Annotated in this window: 12 protein-coding genes; 5 read left to right on the top strand and 7 right to left on the bottom strand. The window is 55.6% G+C overall.

Features of this window, described 5'->3' with window-relative positions:
- Positions 1-3: 3 nt before the first annotated feature.
- From MKZ15_RS22580 to MKZ15_RS22570, 3 genes are all read left to right on the top strand, one after another.
- On the top strand, positions 4-1,323 hold the full coding sequence (locus MKZ15_RS22580; protein ID WP_339818359.1) for an extracellular solute-binding protein: 1,320 nt from the start codon (positions 4-6) through the stop codon (positions 1,321-1,323).
- A gap of 188 nt (positions 1,324-1,511) precedes the next feature.
- The gene (locus tag MKZ15_RS22575) at positions 1,512-1,868 is read left to right on the top strand and encodes a PadR family transcriptional regulator (protein WP_155604759.1); all 357 of its coding nucleotides are present in this window, start codon (positions 1,512-1,514) and stop codon (positions 1,866-1,868) included.
- Entirely contained in the window at positions 1,846-2,868 is a 1,023-nt protein-coding gene (locus tag MKZ15_RS22570; RefSeq protein WP_155604760.1) for a hypothetical protein, read from the top strand. Before MKZ15_RS22575 ends, MKZ15_RS22570 begins: the two co-directional genes overlap by 23 nt.
- 66 nt (positions 2,869-2,934) lie before the next feature.
- Here the strand turns inward: MKZ15_RS22570 and MKZ15_RS22565 are convergent, their stop codons facing one another.
- From MKZ15_RS22565 to MKZ15_RS22535, 7 genes are all read right to left on the bottom strand, one after another.
- Positions 2,935-4,302, bottom strand: a complete 1,368-nt coding sequence (locus MKZ15_RS22565) for an S-layer homology domain-containing protein (protein ID WP_339818354.1) — start codon at positions 4,300-4,302, stop codon at positions 2,935-2,937.
- An 11-nt stretch (positions 4,303-4,313) separates the two neighbouring features.
- Entirely contained in the window at positions 4,314-5,525 is a 1,212-nt protein-coding gene (locus tag MKZ15_RS22560) for a lysophospholipid acyltransferase family protein (RefSeq protein WP_339818352.1), read from the bottom strand.
- Positions 5,526-5,658: 133 nt separating this feature from the next.
- Positions 5,659-7,467, bottom strand: coding sequence for an S-layer homology domain-containing protein (locus tag MKZ15_RS22555; RefSeq protein ID WP_339818350.1), 1,809 nt, complete (start codon positions 7,465-7,467; stop codon positions 5,659-5,661).
- 175 nt (positions 7,468-7,642) lie between these two features.
- Positions 7,643-9,046, bottom strand: coding sequence for an NAD-dependent malic enzyme (locus MKZ15_RS22550; RefSeq protein ID WP_155604764.1), 1,404 nt, complete (start codon positions 9,044-9,046; stop codon positions 7,643-7,645).
- Between the two features lie 3 nt (positions 9,047-9,049).
- Positions 9,050-10,318, bottom strand: a complete 1,269-nt coding sequence (locus MKZ15_RS22545) for a Glu/Leu/Phe/Val dehydrogenase (RefSeq protein WP_155604765.1) — start codon at positions 10,316-10,318, stop codon at positions 9,050-9,052.
- A gap of 437 nt (positions 10,319-10,755) precedes the next feature.
- Positions 10,756-12,327, bottom strand: a complete 1,572-nt coding sequence (gene pruA, locus MKZ15_RS22540; RefSeq protein WP_339818348.1) for an L-glutamate gamma-semialdehyde dehydrogenase — start codon at positions 12,325-12,327, stop codon at positions 10,756-10,758.
- A 32-nt stretch (positions 12,328-12,359) separates the two neighbouring features.
- Positions 12,360-13,274 carry a proline dehydrogenase family protein gene (locus tag MKZ15_RS22535; protein WP_339818345.1) on the bottom strand — a complete coding sequence of 305 codons (915 nt, stop codon included), beginning with the start codon at positions 13,272-13,274 and terminating at the stop codon, positions 12,360-12,362.
- 229 nt (positions 13,275-13,503) lie between these two features.
- Here MKZ15_RS22535 and MKZ15_RS22530 point away from each other — a divergent pair, with 229 nt between their 5' ends.
- Both MKZ15_RS22530 and MKZ15_RS22525 read left to right on the top strand, forming a co-directional pair.
- Positions 13,504-15,318, top strand: a complete 1,815-nt coding sequence (locus MKZ15_RS22530; protein ID WP_339818343.1) for a sigma 54-interacting transcriptional regulator — start codon at positions 13,504-13,506, stop codon at positions 15,316-15,318.
- Between the two features lie 94 nt (positions 15,319-15,412).
- Positions 15,413-16,831, top strand: coding sequence for a hypothetical protein (locus tag MKZ15_RS22525; protein WP_339822562.1), 1,419 nt, complete (start codon positions 15,413-15,415; stop codon positions 16,829-16,831).
- Positions 16,832-16,878: the final 47 nt, after the last annotated feature.

Here is a 16,878-nt window from a genome sequence, read left to right as displayed (position 1 = left end):
CCCATGCAGAAACGGATGGGAATGACAATAGGATTGGCAATCATGATAATGATCGCATTAACCGCTTGCGGCTCCGGTACGGAGAGCGCCGGGGGGAAGACGGCTTCGGAAGGAGGGAAAGCCGCCCTTATCTTATCGGTACAGGAGGCAACCCCGTTTTACGAGGCGTTGGAACGAAAGTTCGAAGCGAAATACCCGGATATTGATTTAACCGTCCAAGCCTACAAACAGGCTGGGGAACAGTGGAAACCCGGAGAGATGGAGGAGTACAAGAAATCGATCAATACGGCGCTGCTCTCGGGGCAGGGGCCGGACGTCATTGAGATGAACAGCCTGCCGATCGGTGATTATGTCGCCAAAGGTCAACTACAGGACATGGATTCCCTGCTTAGCGAGGATACGTCGATTCAGAAGGAGAATCTTCAAGCGAATATCTTGGAGGCCACCAGGGTGAACGGCGGGTTGTACGCCATCCCAGGCGGATACTCGCTGCGGGCATTTATCGCTGACGGCCAAGTATTGAAAGACGCCGGCATTGCGGAAAAAACGTGGACTTGGCAGGATTTTGCTGAGAAAGCGAAGACGCTGACGCAGGGGAAAGACAAAGTGGTTGCGATGGCGGAGTATCCACCGGATATGCTGATGCAGGAGATGACGGTAGATAACTATGAGACCTATGTCGATACGACAGCCAAGCAAGCCAAATTCGATTCCCCGGAATTTGTGGCCCTGCTGCACCAAGTCAAGCAAATGTACGACGATGGCGTGATGACCGCCGAATCGGCCGGCCCCGGGAAGCAATTGTTTTATTCCGCCGTGTTATTCGAGCCGGCTGACGTGATTAAGGTGCCGCATATGTACTTCGAGCATCCGATGCTGATGCAGAAGCCGCATCAACCGGAACAATCGGGCACGATGCGGATCGTACCCTCCTCCCAGTTTGGCATCCGCGCGAACACAGCGGTTCCGGACGAAGCGTGGAAGTTGATTAGCTTCCTCTTATCGGAGGAGGTACAAAAGTTGCCGGAGCACAGTGGATTTTCGCTGCTGAAATCGGTGAACGAAGAGAAGCTGGACGAGATCCAGAAGCAAGTCGCGGACGGCAGCTACAAGCTGCCTGACGGAACAACCGTGCAGGCGGAGGATGAAGAATTCGTCCGTTTCGGGCAAATGCTGGATACGGTGGACCAATTCTCGCAGCTTGACGGGAAAGTAATCGCTATCGTAGGCGAGGAGTCGTTAGCTTACTTTAGCGGGCAGAAATCCGCAGAGGAAGCCGCCAAGCTGATTCAGAACCGTGTAACCACCTTTTTGAACGAATAATGCTGGCTTGAAGTCTGTATCTCTTGAACATTTTGAAATCCCTGTCTCGGAAGGAGGCGGGGATTTTTTTGCTAATATTGTTTGTTGCCTATTGCTGGAAGGTTAACAATAGTGTATGATGCATAGTATAAAACATATTGTATGACACACAGTATACGACAAATAGGATTAGACAATGAGGTGAAAGGATGAACGCCTTACTGAATTCATTGATCACGGAGCTCCGTCGCGGAACGCTGACCTTAGCCGTGCTGAGCCAATTGCGGACGCCGCAATACGGGTATTCGCTGGTTCAACGTTTAGAGCAGTCAGGGATCGTCATTGATCAAAGCACACTTTACCCGCTGCTGCGCCGGTTGGAGAAGCAGGAGCTGGTAACCAGCAGCTGGGACACGTCGGAGAGCCGACCGCGCCGCTATTATGTGCTGAGCGCATTTGGTTTGGAGATTTTCGAGCAGTTGAAGCAGGAATGGGAGAAGACCTCCCAAGAACTGTACACATTGTTAAAGGGGGAGAAGGATGATGAGTCCGTCGGAACTGATTGAGCTTTACATTTACGAAGTTACTCGCCGGTTGCCGGAACAGAGCCGGGGAGACATCGCGCTGGAGCTGCGCTCCACGATCGAGGATATGCTGCCGGAGGATTACGGCGAAGCCGAAGTGAAGGAGGCGTTAAGCCAATTAGGAGATCCAGCGGCGCTGGCCGCGCAGTACCGGGATCAGCCGGCGTATCTGATCGGGCCGCGATACTTTGATTCCTATGTTCAAGTGATGAAAATGGTTATCCCGATTGCGGTCGTGATTGCCCTCCTTTCGTTGATTGCGAACCAAATCATCACGTATTCAGGTGAAGTGGCTCCGGTGGATGCCGCGGCGAGCTTGCTCAGCAAGGCCATACAGACGGTGCTTGGCATAGGTGTACAGACCGTATTTTGGATTACCCTGGTGTTTGTCATTCTAGAACGTACGGGAACCGGCAAGGAATTGCCGCTGAACGGCAAATTCAAGGCTTGGACGCCGGATGATTTGAAGGATGCCCGCTATGTCCCTAAGGAGAAAGTGATCAAGAAAAGCGAGGTTTTCTTCAACCTCATGTGGACGGCGATCTGGGGGTGCGTGTATTTTAATGCGGATAGGCTGATAGGCGTGTATGAGAACGGCCGGTTTGAAATGACAACGCCAGTCTTTAATCAGGAAGTGCTGCTATCCTATTGGCCGTTTATCGTACTCATTCTAGTTCTCGATGTCGCCTTGGCGATCTATAAATGGGTTGTCTCCCAATGGACCGTACCCATCGCGTTCTTCAACGTGGCGAATCATGTCCTCTCCGCAGTTGTGTTCGGGGTGATGATTCGCAATGCCGAACTGCTTGCCCCGGGTTTTGTTACGAAAATGGAGGAGATCTTCGGTCCGCAATCCTTAGGCGTGTCCGGCTTCAATTCCGAATGGGTCATGTGGTTGGCGTTGTTCGCCTATCTGTTAGCTGCGGCGCTCGACAGTTACCAAGGGTTCCGTAAAGCCAATATCTCCAAACCGGTGAAATAACACGACATCAAAAATCCCCGCTCTCTATGGTAAAGAGGGCGGGGATTATTCATTTGTGAGCTTGGCTTAAGCCGATGTTTTTCGGGATCGATAAAGCAGTATGCCTAACAGGACGGCGAAATACAAGAACAGTGCGGCGAAGGTGTATAAGTACATCACCGGCTGCTGTTGCAGGTACCCGACGATCGGGATGTTCAAAATCAGCAGCAGCGGGAACCCAAACATAATCGCGGTTGCGCTGCCCATAACCAAATTATCGGTCGTATTCGACTGGAATTTCGGATCGACGGCTTTGACAAGCGCGAGGCCCGTGGAGATCGTTCCGGTCAGCATCCCGTAGAAACCGAGGATATTCGGCAGCTTATCCTCCGGCAGTACTCGCGGCACTAACCACACCATAAACCACACGGTGATTAACCCGCCTACGGTCGTCAGGATGAGCACCGGCGTCAGGTATTGCTTCAGCGAGTAAATCGAGATCGCGGCGATCGAAGCGGCGATCATGTAATCGAAAGAGAACCCGGAGATCCGCTGCAACAGGTAGTTGTTGGGCGAATGCTCCAATTGGAAGCCCGCCCGCTTCCAGCGATTCAGGATCCACCGGAACAACATCGCATACAGGCTGCCGATCAGGAAGTGGAAGCCGATCAGCAGTTGGGCCAGCGTCTCGCCGTACGTTCCAAGAGGCGTCAACACCGCTTCGAGCCCGCGTATCGTCAAGTAGGTGACGAGATAAATGAAGCCGATGAGCGCGATTTGGTACGTCAGCTTGTCAATCGCGTCGCTGAGCGGAATTTCGCCTTCCTCCGACTTTTCCGTAACCTCGGTTCGTTCTTTGCGGGAATGGAAGGCATTCTGCTTGTATTTGGGATGGTGGATCAAGTAATTCATCAGGATGATCCCCGGAATGACCGCCCAAATAAAGCCGAACCCGGCAATCGTCAGGCCAAGGTTTCCGCCGCCTTCGAGTCCGAGCGCCTCCCAGCGGCTGCCGATCGAATAGGCTTGTCCCGGACCTTGCCCGTAGCCCAGAGGAAGCAGCAGGCCGATGCCTGGGAACATGCCGGGATAGAAGAATTCCGTCAGCAGCAGGAAGAGCCCGAACCCCACCAATCCTTGAATGAGGTACGTGGATACGATTAACATGCCGGATTTCATGACCGCCGGACTGTTGGACACTTCTCGCTCTTTGAGGGAGAGCGCAATGAAGCCGATCGCCATTAGGTGGTAGACGAGCTGACCCAGGCGGTCGATATCAAATCGAAGCCAGCCGAGCAGCTCCGGGCCGACGATCAGACCGAGGATCCCGGCGACCATAGAAGTCGGCACGATAATTTTGCGCAGCAGCGGAATACGGGCCTTGAGGATGGCTGACACGACCATCAGCAAAGAGAGAAGCGTAAAGTCGATCACGAAAGACCATGAATGATCCAATGGGGAACCTCCTAGTTGAGCCGTGGTGTACGCTGAACCAGCGCGGTAATAAATTTGAGCCATTTATAGGCTGAAGTTCTCGGTTGGTAAAACAAGAATCGGTACAGCTTGTCCCCCAAGTAAAATTCAAATTTGTGGTGAAGCTGCACATTCAAGCCCTCCAACTCGGCAAACGGAAAGGAATAGGTCTGCCCTCTCTCTCCCTGAAAGGAAAGGGCAGCTTCCTGATCTGCGCTCCATTGCAGTTGTCCCGTTCCCAGCGATTGAAAGGGCAGCTCCCCTTCCGAAACATACAGATGTACGGGATCGCGCATGACCTGCTCCCAGATTGCCAGATGTCCCGGTTCTTGTATCGCTTGCTCCAGGCGTTTCAGCTGCCAGCGGTTCCAGTCCCGCGTAGTTGAAAAACGTAAAGAGTGGGTGAACGGGGCTAACTTGCCCTGGTGCGTGTAACGCACGGTGTAGCCGCAATCCGTACAGCCGAACAGATCTTGTTCGGAGCGGAGGTGGCATGGAGCCTCGCAGTGCGGGCAGATAAACAGCAGGCGCTCCAGATAATGTGCCGGAGCTTTGCCGTAATAAGCGGCTCCGGTATGAGACTGCCATTCCGCATCGTCATGAGCCAACGCCTCGGTCAGCATCTCATGAATCTGCTCCGGCGTGTGGTTCGTGAACGTGCCGGCTTCCCATTTTTTCACGAGGGATAAGCGAATGGGTCCCCTGCGGTGGCTTTCCGCCCAACGAGGGAACGAGAGATGCCCGCCGGAAATGGTCGCGACGACCACCGGAAGATCCAACAGCTTTACCAGCTTGGCAGTGGAGAAAATCAACGGTTCCGTCGTCCCATCCCAGTTCCGATTGCCTTCCGGGAACAAGCCGATAACCCGTCCGTGCTGCTTGGCCTTCAGCATGCCGCGGATCGTTCGCGTGTCATTTTTATATTTGGTTTTGGGGATCGCCCCGGTATAATTCAGCAGCTTGGCGAGCATCGGGTTGCGGAACAGGGACGCTCCGGCCACAAAGCTGATGGGCTCATCCACGTAGCAGTTGATGTACAGCGGGTCCCAGTTGGTGACATGGTTCGCCAAAATCAGATAAGGCGGCTTCAGACCCACCGTGTCATTTCGCTCGATTTTGATCCGGGAACGGCTCCGGATGATCGCGTACGCCACGGACAACAACACCCGTTGCACCAGTTTCCCCGGTTTTTTCTCTATGCTCACTGGTTCACTTCCTGAAGGGTCATTTTCGAATAAACACATTAATATTGTTATATCATATTTTGGTTTCATTCGTCGGCGAGAACCTATCGGCGCAGAAAAAAAGAACGGCCGGGGGCCGTTCTCGGGGGGAGGCTTAAATAGATGGGATTTGGATGCCCCCGTTTAGATCGATTGGATTGCCGGCATAATCGTTTGGTGCCAATGCAAGGATGCGGAACTTTCCGACGGAAGTCAGCTTAGCAATGGCGGAAGGCGTGAGGTCAATCCGGAATTGCTTGCTATTCAACACGGTTACGGTATAGGCGGCTTCAGAAGGGAAGGGCTCGCTATCGGTGAAGTCCCCGATTGCAGAATAATCCAGCGTGATGCTCGGCGCATTAATCTCGATAGGCATGTCTTCACTGAAAGTCAAGGTGATCGATCCATCTGTATAGGTGGCAGCGGTTACGGTTGGCTTGATTTTGTCGAATATAATGGGAACCTGTACACTACCTAAGTTACCTCCGTGATTATCCCAGAGCGTGAAATCAAGGGAGGCGACACTATGCTCATCCGCGGCCGCTACGGGGATGACGATGGGGCCTAAATTGTTCGGATCTTCGCTCCATTGAAGCAAGTCGCTTGATGAATCGATAACAAGGTTTGCTACCGGATTGTTATTTGAATCCACAACGGTGAAGCAATTTGAGCCTAAATAGTTACCAATCTGCAAAGGGGTTGATCCATTCGTAATTTCAATCCAATTGTTCATATTCCGAGTGTTTGGGCTAGAAGAGTCAGATGTACTATCCAAAAGGGTAGCTCCGCTGTTCAGCCAAAGCTTCGCTCCCGATTTCAGCGACAGGGTTAAGGGGGAGGAAGCTTCAATAAGTTCAATTCCAGAGGAGGGAGCGGATACATTCCCTGCAGCATCAACCGCAAAAATCCGATAATCGCCTGTAGCCAGTCCGGTTGTCGGAATATTTGTGTTGATATTGGCCGAAGCGGCAGCGACACCCCGACCGGAGCTGAGAGAATCCAACTCTGACTTCGTCCGCGGCGTGTAGTTCGCAGAAATGAGATAGAGCGTACCTGACTCACTGCTTCGGGCAACCACAGTATCACCGATCGTAACGGGCGAAGAAGACACGAGTGTCACCGTCGGTGCAGTCGTATCAGGCTGAGGAGAACTGCTTCCTCCGCCGCTGCTTCCTCCAGAACTAGGTGTCGATGGTGTCGTTGGTATCGTTGGTATCGTTGGTATCGTCGGCTTGTCCGGCTGGGTTGGAGCGGGCGTATCGCCCGGGGAAGCTGGATTGCCGCCTTCGTTTTGCTTCTTGATTTCTTCCGATTTCTTCAGGAAGTTGCTGGCGACCAAGGCAACGGCTTGTCTTTCCGCCGTTCCGGTTGGGTTAAACTGACCATTCCCAGCGCCCGCAATTAAACCGAGTTCTACCGCTGCGGCAACCGCGTCCTTGGCATAATCAGCAATCTGGCCAGCATCGGAGAACTCCAGGTCGGCACCCTTGCCGGTGGCATCGACACCAAGGGCCCGCACAAAAATGACTGCCATATCCTGCCGCGACAAACTATTCCCAGTCCCAAATACACCATTACCATAACCGGTGATTAAGCCAGCCTTTACGGCGGCTTCAACATATTGGAAAGCATAGTGATCGGCAGGTACATCCCGGAATGTCGCAGAAGGTGGGACTTGGTTCATGTCCAGTCCCAAGGCCTTTGCGAGAATGATGGCGAAATCCTGCCGCTCGATCTTTCCCGAGGGATCGAATTTCCCATCTCCTTTCCCGTTAAGAATCCCCGCGTTGACCAGTTCTTGAATGGCATCTTTCGCATATGAACCATTGATGTCCGTCAAGTCGGTTGCAGCCTGGGCAGGCAACGCGATTGCACTGAGCAAGGCGGCGCTGGCCATGACTTTGATGTAAATCTTTTTGTTCATTAGTACTCCCCTTTCATTCCCTAAAATTTACAATGATGCCTCGGTTTTTGTCTAAAATTAATATATATTAATTTTGAAATCATGCAATCAAATTTTAATCTATTGATCTGCGAAAATAAAGAGTCCTACTGCAAATAGCAGTAGGACTGGTAGAAATGCCTCCACCGAACTATCGTTATCGGAAATCCGGCGGAACCCGCCGGGCCACGCCGGTGGCAATGGCCGCCTCAATGACCGCTTTACGCACCAGCGGAACGACCTGATCATTAAAAATACTCGGAATAATATATTGCTCATTCCGCTCTTCGTCCGTGACGGCAGAGGCGATGGCTTCCGCGGCGGCCAGTTTCATCGCTTCGTTGACCACACGCGCCCGGCAATCCAAAGCGCCTCGGAACACGCCGGGGAACACGAGCACGTTGTTGATCTGGTTCGGGTAATCACTCCGTCCGGTCGCAAATACGGCCGCATGCGCCAACCCTACCTCGGGATCCACCTCGGGCTGCGGGTTGGCGAGCGCAAACACGATGGGCTGCTCGTTCATGGACCGGAGGTGTTCACCGTTCAGCAGGCCGCCTGCCGAAACGCCGATGAACACATCGGCACCGGGCAGGATGTCTTGCAGCGAGCCGGGCTGACTTTCCACCTGCGGCTGCTCGGCCAGCCATTGCCACATCGGGTAGCGGTACGTTCCGCCTCGGACAATCGCCCCCTCCTTGTCCACCGGGGCGAGCTTCGTCACGCCGGCGGCGAGTAGCATTTTGCATATGGAGACACCCGCTGCGCCGACACCGCTCACCACGACCCGAACTTCGGATATCGACTTACCGATGACCTTTAGCGCGTTGATCAACCCCGCGATCACGACAACCGCCGTTCCGTGCTGATCGTCATGGAAGACCGGGATGTCCAGCTCTTCCGCGAGCCGCTGCTCAATTTCGAAGCACCGCGGTGAGCTGATATCCTCCAGATTAATTCCGCCAAAAATCGGGCTAACCGCTTTAATGGTACGAATGATCTCCTCGGTATCGCTCGTATCGAGGCAGAGAGGGAACGCATCGACCCCGGCAAGCTGCTTGAACAGCATCGCCTTGCCCTCCATCACCGGCGCAGCCGCGTACGGGCCGATATCGCCAAGCCCCAGCACGGCAGTGCCGTCAGTGATGACCGCCACGGTGTTGCGCTTGATCGTCAGCGAGAACGCCTTATTCTGGCTCTCGTGGATCGCCGTGCAGACTTTGGCGACCCCTGGCGTGTACACCTGCGACAGATCGTCGCGGTTACGAATGGGCATCGTCGGCTCAATCGTGATCTTTCCGCCGAGATGCATGAGGAACGTGCGATCAGAGACGTTGATCAGCCGGACGCCATGCAGCTTGCGCAGCGCCTTGACGAAATCCGTTTCCTCCCGATCTCCGGTATCGACGGTAATGTCGCGCACCGAAGACCCTTTGGCCGAGGAGATGACATCGATCGACGTAATGTCGCCTCCCGCACCACTCACCGCAGCGGCGACATCTCCGAAGCTGGCCTGCTTATGGTCAAGCTCTAACCGGATGATAATTAATGTACGTGCCATTGCTTAAATCCACCCCCGCCATTTTACCGCCTCGGTCATTCGCTTCAGCCCAACGATATACGCGGCGAGACGCATGTTCACCCGGCGAGTTGCCGAGGTCTGATAGACCTTGTGAAAAGCGTCCACCAGCAGTTGCTCTAGCTTCGCGTTCACTTCCTCAAGCGGCCAGTAGTAACCCTGATTATTTTGCACCCATTCAAAATAGGATACGACCACACCGCCCGCACTCGCTAGGACATCCGGCACAATCAGAACCCCGCGGTTGGACAAAATTTCGGTTGCCGCATAGGTAGTTGGCCCATTGGCCGCCTCAACGATCAGCTTCGCTTGGATGTTCGGGGCATTTTGCTCGGTGAGCTGGTTCTCGATCGCTGCGGGTACGAGGATATCGCATTCCTTCACGAGTAGTTCCTGATTCGTGATCCGGTTAGGATAGAGGTGGGTTACCGCGCCAAAAGAGTCGCGCCGATCCAGCAGCTCGAGAATATCGAGCCCATTCGGATCGTATAGCGCGCCTCGAGCATCGGCAATGCCAACGATGACCGCCCCGGCGTCGTGCAGAAACTTCGCCAGATAGCTGCCGGCATTGCCGAAGCCCTGGATGATGATACGCGAGCCGCTCACCTCCATGCCGGCCATTTTTGCGGCCTCCTTCAGCACGATGGTCACGCCGAGCGCCGTCGACGATTCCCGCCCATAGGAACCGCCAAGCACCAGCGGTTTTCCGGTAATGAAGCTAGGCGAGTCGAATTCGCGGATCCGGCTGTACTCGTCCATCATCCAGGCCATCACCTGCGAGTTGGTGTACACGTCAGGCGCCGGGATATCCTTGGCCGGCCCAACCATCTGGCTGATCGCCCGGACATACCCGCGGCTTAACGCTTCGAGTTCCCGCATCGACATCGTCCGCGGGTCGCAGGCGACCCCGCCTTTGCCGCCGCCGTAGGGCAGCGCCACGATGCCGCACTTGATGCTCATCCACATCGACAACGCCTTCACTTCCTCGGCCGTGACATCGGGGTGGAACCGCACGCCGCCTTTGGTCGGCCCGATCGCGTCATTGTGCTGCGCGCGGTACCCGGTAAACACTTGAACCGAGCCATCGTCCATCTTCACCGGAATGCGCACGGTCAACATCCGCAGCGGCTCCTTGAGCAGGTCGAACATGGCCGGCGGCTCGTTCATGGTCTCCAGCGCCATCCGGATGACCTGCTGGGTGCCGGTCAAGACGTCCGTATTTTCCGAAAGTTTGCGTTTCCCGTTCATGATCATGGGTTACCCTTCTTCCGTCCCGTGTTGGGGCAATTTTTAAGGTGGTTCAGCAAACAGCTCATTGCCATGAAGTCAGCTAACTCGCTGTTGTAGCTCTAGCGCTTGCCACAAACCTTAAACCGCCTAAAATCGGCGCTTTGCAACTCTAACGCTGATCACAGAGCTTATTGCTCAATTTTGCAGGCGAATATAGGTGTTTTCGCTGAAATAGCGTGTCTCAGGGTCGTTAGAATTTGTGTCACGTCGAATTTGCTACAATAGCGTTCTTCATCAGCGATAGAGCAGGGAGGGCAGTTGGGAAGCGAGCAAGAGGCACCCAGCCCAGCGAGCAAGTTACCAAGCAGGAAATGATCACCGCTTCAGCGATCAAGCCACCGTTCGGCTGTCCGATCATACGTTCAGCACGCCCCGTGGAGGCCGGGCTATTTAACGCCTCCCTATAACTTCCGCGAAGTCAGCTTGGCTTGGGTGAACAGCAGCAGGTAGTCGTAGCCGCCGGCCTTCGAGTCAGTTCCTGACAAATTAAAGCCGCCGAACGGGTGGGCGCCGACCAATGCCCCGGTGCATTTGCGGTTGATGTACAGGTTGCCGCAGTGCATTGTTTCCAGCGCTTCGCTGATGCGATCCTCCTCCCGGGAAAAGAACGCCCCCGTCAGCCCAAACTCGGTGTCATTGTACATCGCGAAGGCCTCACGCCAATCCTTCGCTTTACCGATAGCCAGCACGGGCCCGAAGATCTCCTCCTGCATGATGCGGGCCTTGCCAGCGACGCCGGCGAACACGGTGGGTTCGATGTAGTAGCCGTTACCTTCGGCTTGCCGCCCCCCGGCGAGCAGCTGCCCTTCCTGTTTACCAATCTCGATGTAATCGAGGATTTTGCGGAAGGAAGCTTCATCAATCACCGGTCCGACCGCCTTATTCTCCTCGGGTAAGCCGATCTCAAGCTGCTTCGTGAATCGCACGACTTTCTCCACGACTTCGTCATGGACGGACTCTACGATTAAAGCACGCGAACCGGCGGAGCATTTTTGCCCCTGGTAGCCAAAAGCCGAAGCGACGATCGCCTGCGCAGCCGCATCCAGGTCCGCGGTTTCATCGACGACGATGCCGTCTTTCCCGCCCATTTCGGCGACGAGCCGCTTGATCCAAATTTGCCCGGAGGCCGTCTCGGCCGCCAATTTGCTAATGCGAAGCCCAACCTCCTTCGAACCGGTGAAACTGACAAACCGGGTTTTTGGGTGTGTGGTCAAATAATCGCCAACCTCGGCGCCGCTGCCTGGTATAAAGTTCAGCACCCCGGCCGGCAACCCGACTTCCTCCATTAGAGCGGCAAACTTGTAGGCAATGACCGGTGTGTTGGAGGCGGGCTTGAGCAGCACGGTATTCCCGGAAACAATTGCCGCCGAGGTCATGCCAACGCAGATCGCCAGCGGGAAATTCCAAGGCGGAATGATGACGCCCACGCCCAGTGGGATGTAGGTCAACCGATTATGCTCCCCAGGGACCGGAGTCAGCGGCATTGTTTCGTTGATCTCGCTCAGACGGATCATCTCGCGCGCGTAGAAATTCAGGAAGTCGATCGCTTCCGCCGTATCGGCGTCGGCCTCCGCGTAGTTCTTGCCGGCTTCGAGCACCATCATGGCGGAGAACTCGTGTTTCCGCTCGGCCATGAGCGCGGCTGCCTTCAGCAGGTACTGTGCGCGTTCGCGGGGAGGGACCTTTTTCCATGACTCAAACGTATCGAGAGCAGCCTGCATGGCTTGCTCGGCCAGCTCCCGATCGGCTTTGCTGACCCATCCAATCGTTTCATCGAGATTGCCGGGGTTGATCGAGTGGATTTTTGTATCCGTAAAAATATCCCTGCCGCCGATCCTCAACGGGATCTCCCGTCCCAGTTCCTCCGACTTCACGCGGAAAATCGCTTCCTCCATCGCCAGCAGGGCCGACTTCTGACGGAAGTCAGTAAACGGTTCGTTGCGGAAATCCTCCAGTTTTGCCATTGTGCTCATAGGGCGTGCTCCTTTACAGGTGGATTTTCGGATTACTTAAATAAGTTCTTCAACACAAACCACACATTGGCGGGACGCTCGGCGAGGCGGCGCATAAAGTAACCAAACCAGTCGCTGCCAAAAGGGACGTACACGCGCACCTTATAACCTTCGTGGACCAGCGTAAGCTGCAGATCCTCGCGGATCCCATATAGCATTTGAAATTCGTAACGGTCAGGCGGAACAGCTAATTCATGAATCGTTTGCTTGGCATAGTCGATGATCTGGGAGTCATGGGTAGCAATGGCGGCATAACCGCCGTTCTGGAGGTGGGTAGAAATGAGGCGTTTGAAATTTTCGTCAACGTCCGGCTTGGCCGGATAGGCGACCGTAGGCGATTCCTTGTAGGCCCCTTTAACGAGGCGAAGGTTGGGCTTCAAGGACTTGAGCTCTTCGATGTCGTCTAGGGAGCGATAAAGATAAGCTTGGATGACGATACCTACGTTATCGATTTGCTCGCGCAGGCGTTTGTAGAGGGAGATCGTTTTTTCACATTGGGCAAAATCCTCCATATCGATGCGTACGAACAAGCCGTGCAAGCGAGCCCGGTTCAAGATCGTGGTCAGGTTGTTCAGACATATCTGTTCACTGATCCCAAGCCCCAGCGATGTGAGCTTCAGCGAGAGGTTGGCTTTAACGCCGGCATCAGCGATGGCATCTAGCGTCTTAAGGCACATCCGCGTAGACAGTTCAGCTTCGGCCTCCGTGGAGACGAATTCGCCGAGATGATCGAGGGTGGCCTCTCGGCCGGTCGCATTCAGCGCGCGCACTGCATCGATCGCACCTTCGATGGTCTCCCCGGCCACAAACCGGCCGGCACCGAAGCTGAGGCCGTATCGGCGAGCCATGCGGCTCACGGATTGGCTTTTGGCGAAGGATTGAAACAGGGTTCGGAGTAACGCATCCATAGGCATCCATCCTTTTCCATTTCTCATTGTACACAAAATATACAATATTTTAGATTTTTGAACAATATAAATTGAAAAAATGAACAAAAAAGTTTTTAAGTAACGCAAATATGTTCATTATTGAACACTTTCATAATAAATTAGTAAGTATCTTTAGGGTTGGAATATTGAACCCCGCCTGCTTTCGTGTTAGATTTACAAGTAAAATTTCATAACGTGCGAGGTAATTATGTTCAATCATGAACGAATATTGTTCCGGCGGGAGCTGACCCGTTTCGAGCCGGACGAGAAGATGAGTGTGTTGCTGGCGGCGCTGCAAGGCGGCCAGGCATCGGCCGTTGAGTTGGGTGGGACCCCCTATTTGTTGACGCCGGATGACGCCGGGCTGCTTGAAGCTTATGGCGGGGGGAGTATCAGCGGAGGTCTGCGGCTTGACGGAACGAGGTTCGCCGTTTCGACTGTGATTCGGGAGTCGGACCTGGCTCTCCCGGTCAATGAATTGGCGTCACGGTGGTATGGTGCTGATGCGAGTGGGCGACCCGCGTTGGTCGTAAATGACGAGTTGGAGCCGATCGGTTATCTCCCGCCGGTGGACCTGCTGAAGCTGGCGGCAGACCGGCAACAGCGGGCAGAGGCGTATTTCGATGCGCTGCTGGAGACGGTGAGCGACGCGGTGACCGTGGTCGACCGGAACGGGACGGTGATCGGCTGGAACGCGGTGGCGGAGGAAGTGTACGGCATCGCCAAGACGGACATTGTTGGCCGCACGATCGGAGAGCATTTTGATCCGGACGCGCTGGTCGTGTTAAGCATATTGGACGAGGGCCGGCGGCTGCGCGGGGCTTACCACCGTCCGCGGGAAGGCACGCATGTGCTGATTAATGCGTCACCGATCGTAAAGCCGGGCGGCGGGATTATCGGGGGCGTGGCGACCGAGCAGGACATCACGCATCTCGTGAAGTTGAACGACGAGCTGACGGTTGCGGCATCCCGTCTCTTAACCCAGCGGGCCCATGATGAGGATCCGTTCGCCTTGATCAGCGGTCGCGGGGAGAGTATGGGCAAGGTGATCAAGCTGGCCAAGAAGCTAGCGGAGAACGACTCCGCCGTGCTCTTGATCGGGGAGACCGGGGCGGGCAAGGAACAGTTGGCGAAAGTCATCCATCGGGCTGGCGCGCGGGCGGAGGGACCCTTCTTGTCTCTAAGCTGCGGGGCCGTGCCGGCGGGCCTAGCCGAAGCTGAGCTATTCGGCTATCAGGGCGGCGCCTTCTCGGGACAGCCATCGGGGCAAGCCGGCCGACTGGAATCTGCGGATGGGGGCTCTATTTTTCTGAATGAAATTGAATGCTTGCCGCCGGACGTGCAGGAGAAGCTGGCTCAATACATCAAGCGGCATAAGGTGACGCGAATTGGAGCTTCGGAAGCGGTGCCGGTCTCGGTGCGGATCTTCGCGGGCACCAGTCAGGATCTGGAGCAGCTTGTGCGGGAGGGCAAATTCCGGACCGATTTGTATTACGCGCTGAACGTGGTGTCGCTGAAGGTGCCCCCACTGCGCGAGCGGAGGGAGGATCTGGGCGCGCTCGTGCAAATGTATCTGCGCGTTTTTTCGCTTCAATATCAGAAAGCGCTGCCGACCGTTTCGCCAGAGGTGATGTTGGCGTTCGCGAATTACGACTGGCCGGGGAACGTGAGCGAGCTGCGGGCGGTGATCGAGCGTTGCGTGATCTTAAGCGACAATGAGCAAATTACGTTGGAGCATTTGCCGGAGGTACTGCAGCGGCGGCAAGCCCAGCTGGAGTTCGCGGCGACGGGAAACGCGGATACGATGTTTGTGGGTACCGCGGACGGTTCCGCCACGACCAAGACGGAGCAAACGGATCGGCTGGACAAGATGCTGCGTCCGCGGATCACCCCCGAAGAAGAGATGGAACTTATGAAAGAGGCACTGGAGCGAACGTCGGGCAATAAGAGCAACGCAGCCAAACTGCTGGGCATTTCCCGTGGGACGCTCTATAAAAAAATCCGCGACTATAACTTAGTTTAGAAGACGAGACTTCTGCCACGTCATGGGCCGAACCCTTGCTTGGGCTCCTGCATAGCATATAGCACATTTGCAGGAATAGGGGCGTGACTCCATGATAGGGATAGAGTTGTCGGCGATTCATTATGTATACCTGGCGTTTATCGTCTTGATTATGGCATTGCTGATTAAGCGGCGCGACACGACGATGATTTGCGTGGTGGGGATTTTTACACTGGGGCTGCTGGCGACGGAAACGCTCAGCGGATCGGTGTCAGGGATCTTCAACTCGTTTATCTACGCAACCAAAGAGTTAATGGGTACGATCATGATTATCTCAATTATCGTGGCCATGAGCCGGGTGCTGATTCGCACGGGCATCAATGAGACGATGGTTTCGCCCTTGACGCGGTTCATCCGAACGCCAACGATGGCTTATTGGGGCATTGGGATCATTATGATGGTGACTTCTTTGTTCTTCTGGCCTTCGCCTGCCGTTGCGCTGATCGGGGCCGTCCTGCTGCCCGTGGCTATTCGCGTGGGGCTGCCGGCACTGGGGGCGGCGGTGGCGATGAACTTGTTCGGGCACGGCATTGCCTTGTCCGGGGACTATATTATTCAAGGAGCGCCGAAGTTGACGGCGGATGCCGCGGGCCTGCCGGTGAGCAGCGTCATGACGGCCAGTGTGCCCCTGGTTCTTGTCATGGGCTTGGTCAGCACGGTGACCGCCTTTTGGCTGATGCGCCGCGATCAGCGGAACGGGACGTGGCGTGACGGCTTGGTCGCCGGGAAGGGCACGGGCGGCGTGCTTGGCGAGGATCATCCAGCGAGCAAAGAGGATCGCGCAGCCATCTCATCCCGGGCCAAAAAATGGCTGGCCATCCTGATTCCATTGCTCTTCGCCGTCGATGTCATCGCCATGTTCCTGCTGGATTTGCAGGGTGGCGATGCGACGGCGCTGGTGGGCGGCACGGCGGTATTGATCCTCATCGGCGTGACGCTGCTGGCTCACCGGAACCGGGGCCTGGAGAAGGTCACCACGTACCTGATTGAAGGGTTGACCTTCGGCTTTAAGGTGTTTGGCCCCGTGATTCCGATCGCCGCGTTCTTCTATCTTGGCGACGCGGCGTTCAAGGAGCTGTTCGGGCAGGTGCTCCCCGAAACGTCGCACGGGATCGTGAACGACCTCGGCGTGGCCCTGGCCGACGTCGTTCCGCTGAACGGCATCGTCGGCGCCGTGACCCTCGCCGTCACAGGAGCGATCACCGGCCTGGACGGCTCCGGCTTCTCGGGGATTTCGCTGGCCGGCTCGATCGCCCAGCTGTTTGGGACCGCCATCGGCTCCGGCACGGCCGTATTGACGGCGCTGGGGCAGGTCGCCGCCATCTGGGTCGGCGGCGGCACGCTGATCCCGTGGGCGCTCATCCCGGCCGCCGCCATCTGCGGCGTGAGCCCGTTCGAGCTCGCCCGCCGCAACCTGAAGCCGGTGCTCATCGGCCTCGCCGTAACCACCGTGGTAGCGATGTTCTTGGTGTAACGAGCAGAACTAGGAGGCGGGTTTCCGCCTCTTTTGTTTTTTTGCTC

This window comes from Paenibacillus sp. FSL R7-0216, assembly GCF_037969915.1.
In the GTDB taxonomy this organism is placed as follows: domain Bacteria; phylum Bacillota; class Bacilli; order Paenibacillales; family Paenibacillaceae; genus Fontibacillus; species Fontibacillus rhizolycopersici.
The sequence above is the reverse complement of the archived record's forward strand: the minus strand, read 5'-3'. Positions and strand labels throughout refer to the sequence as shown.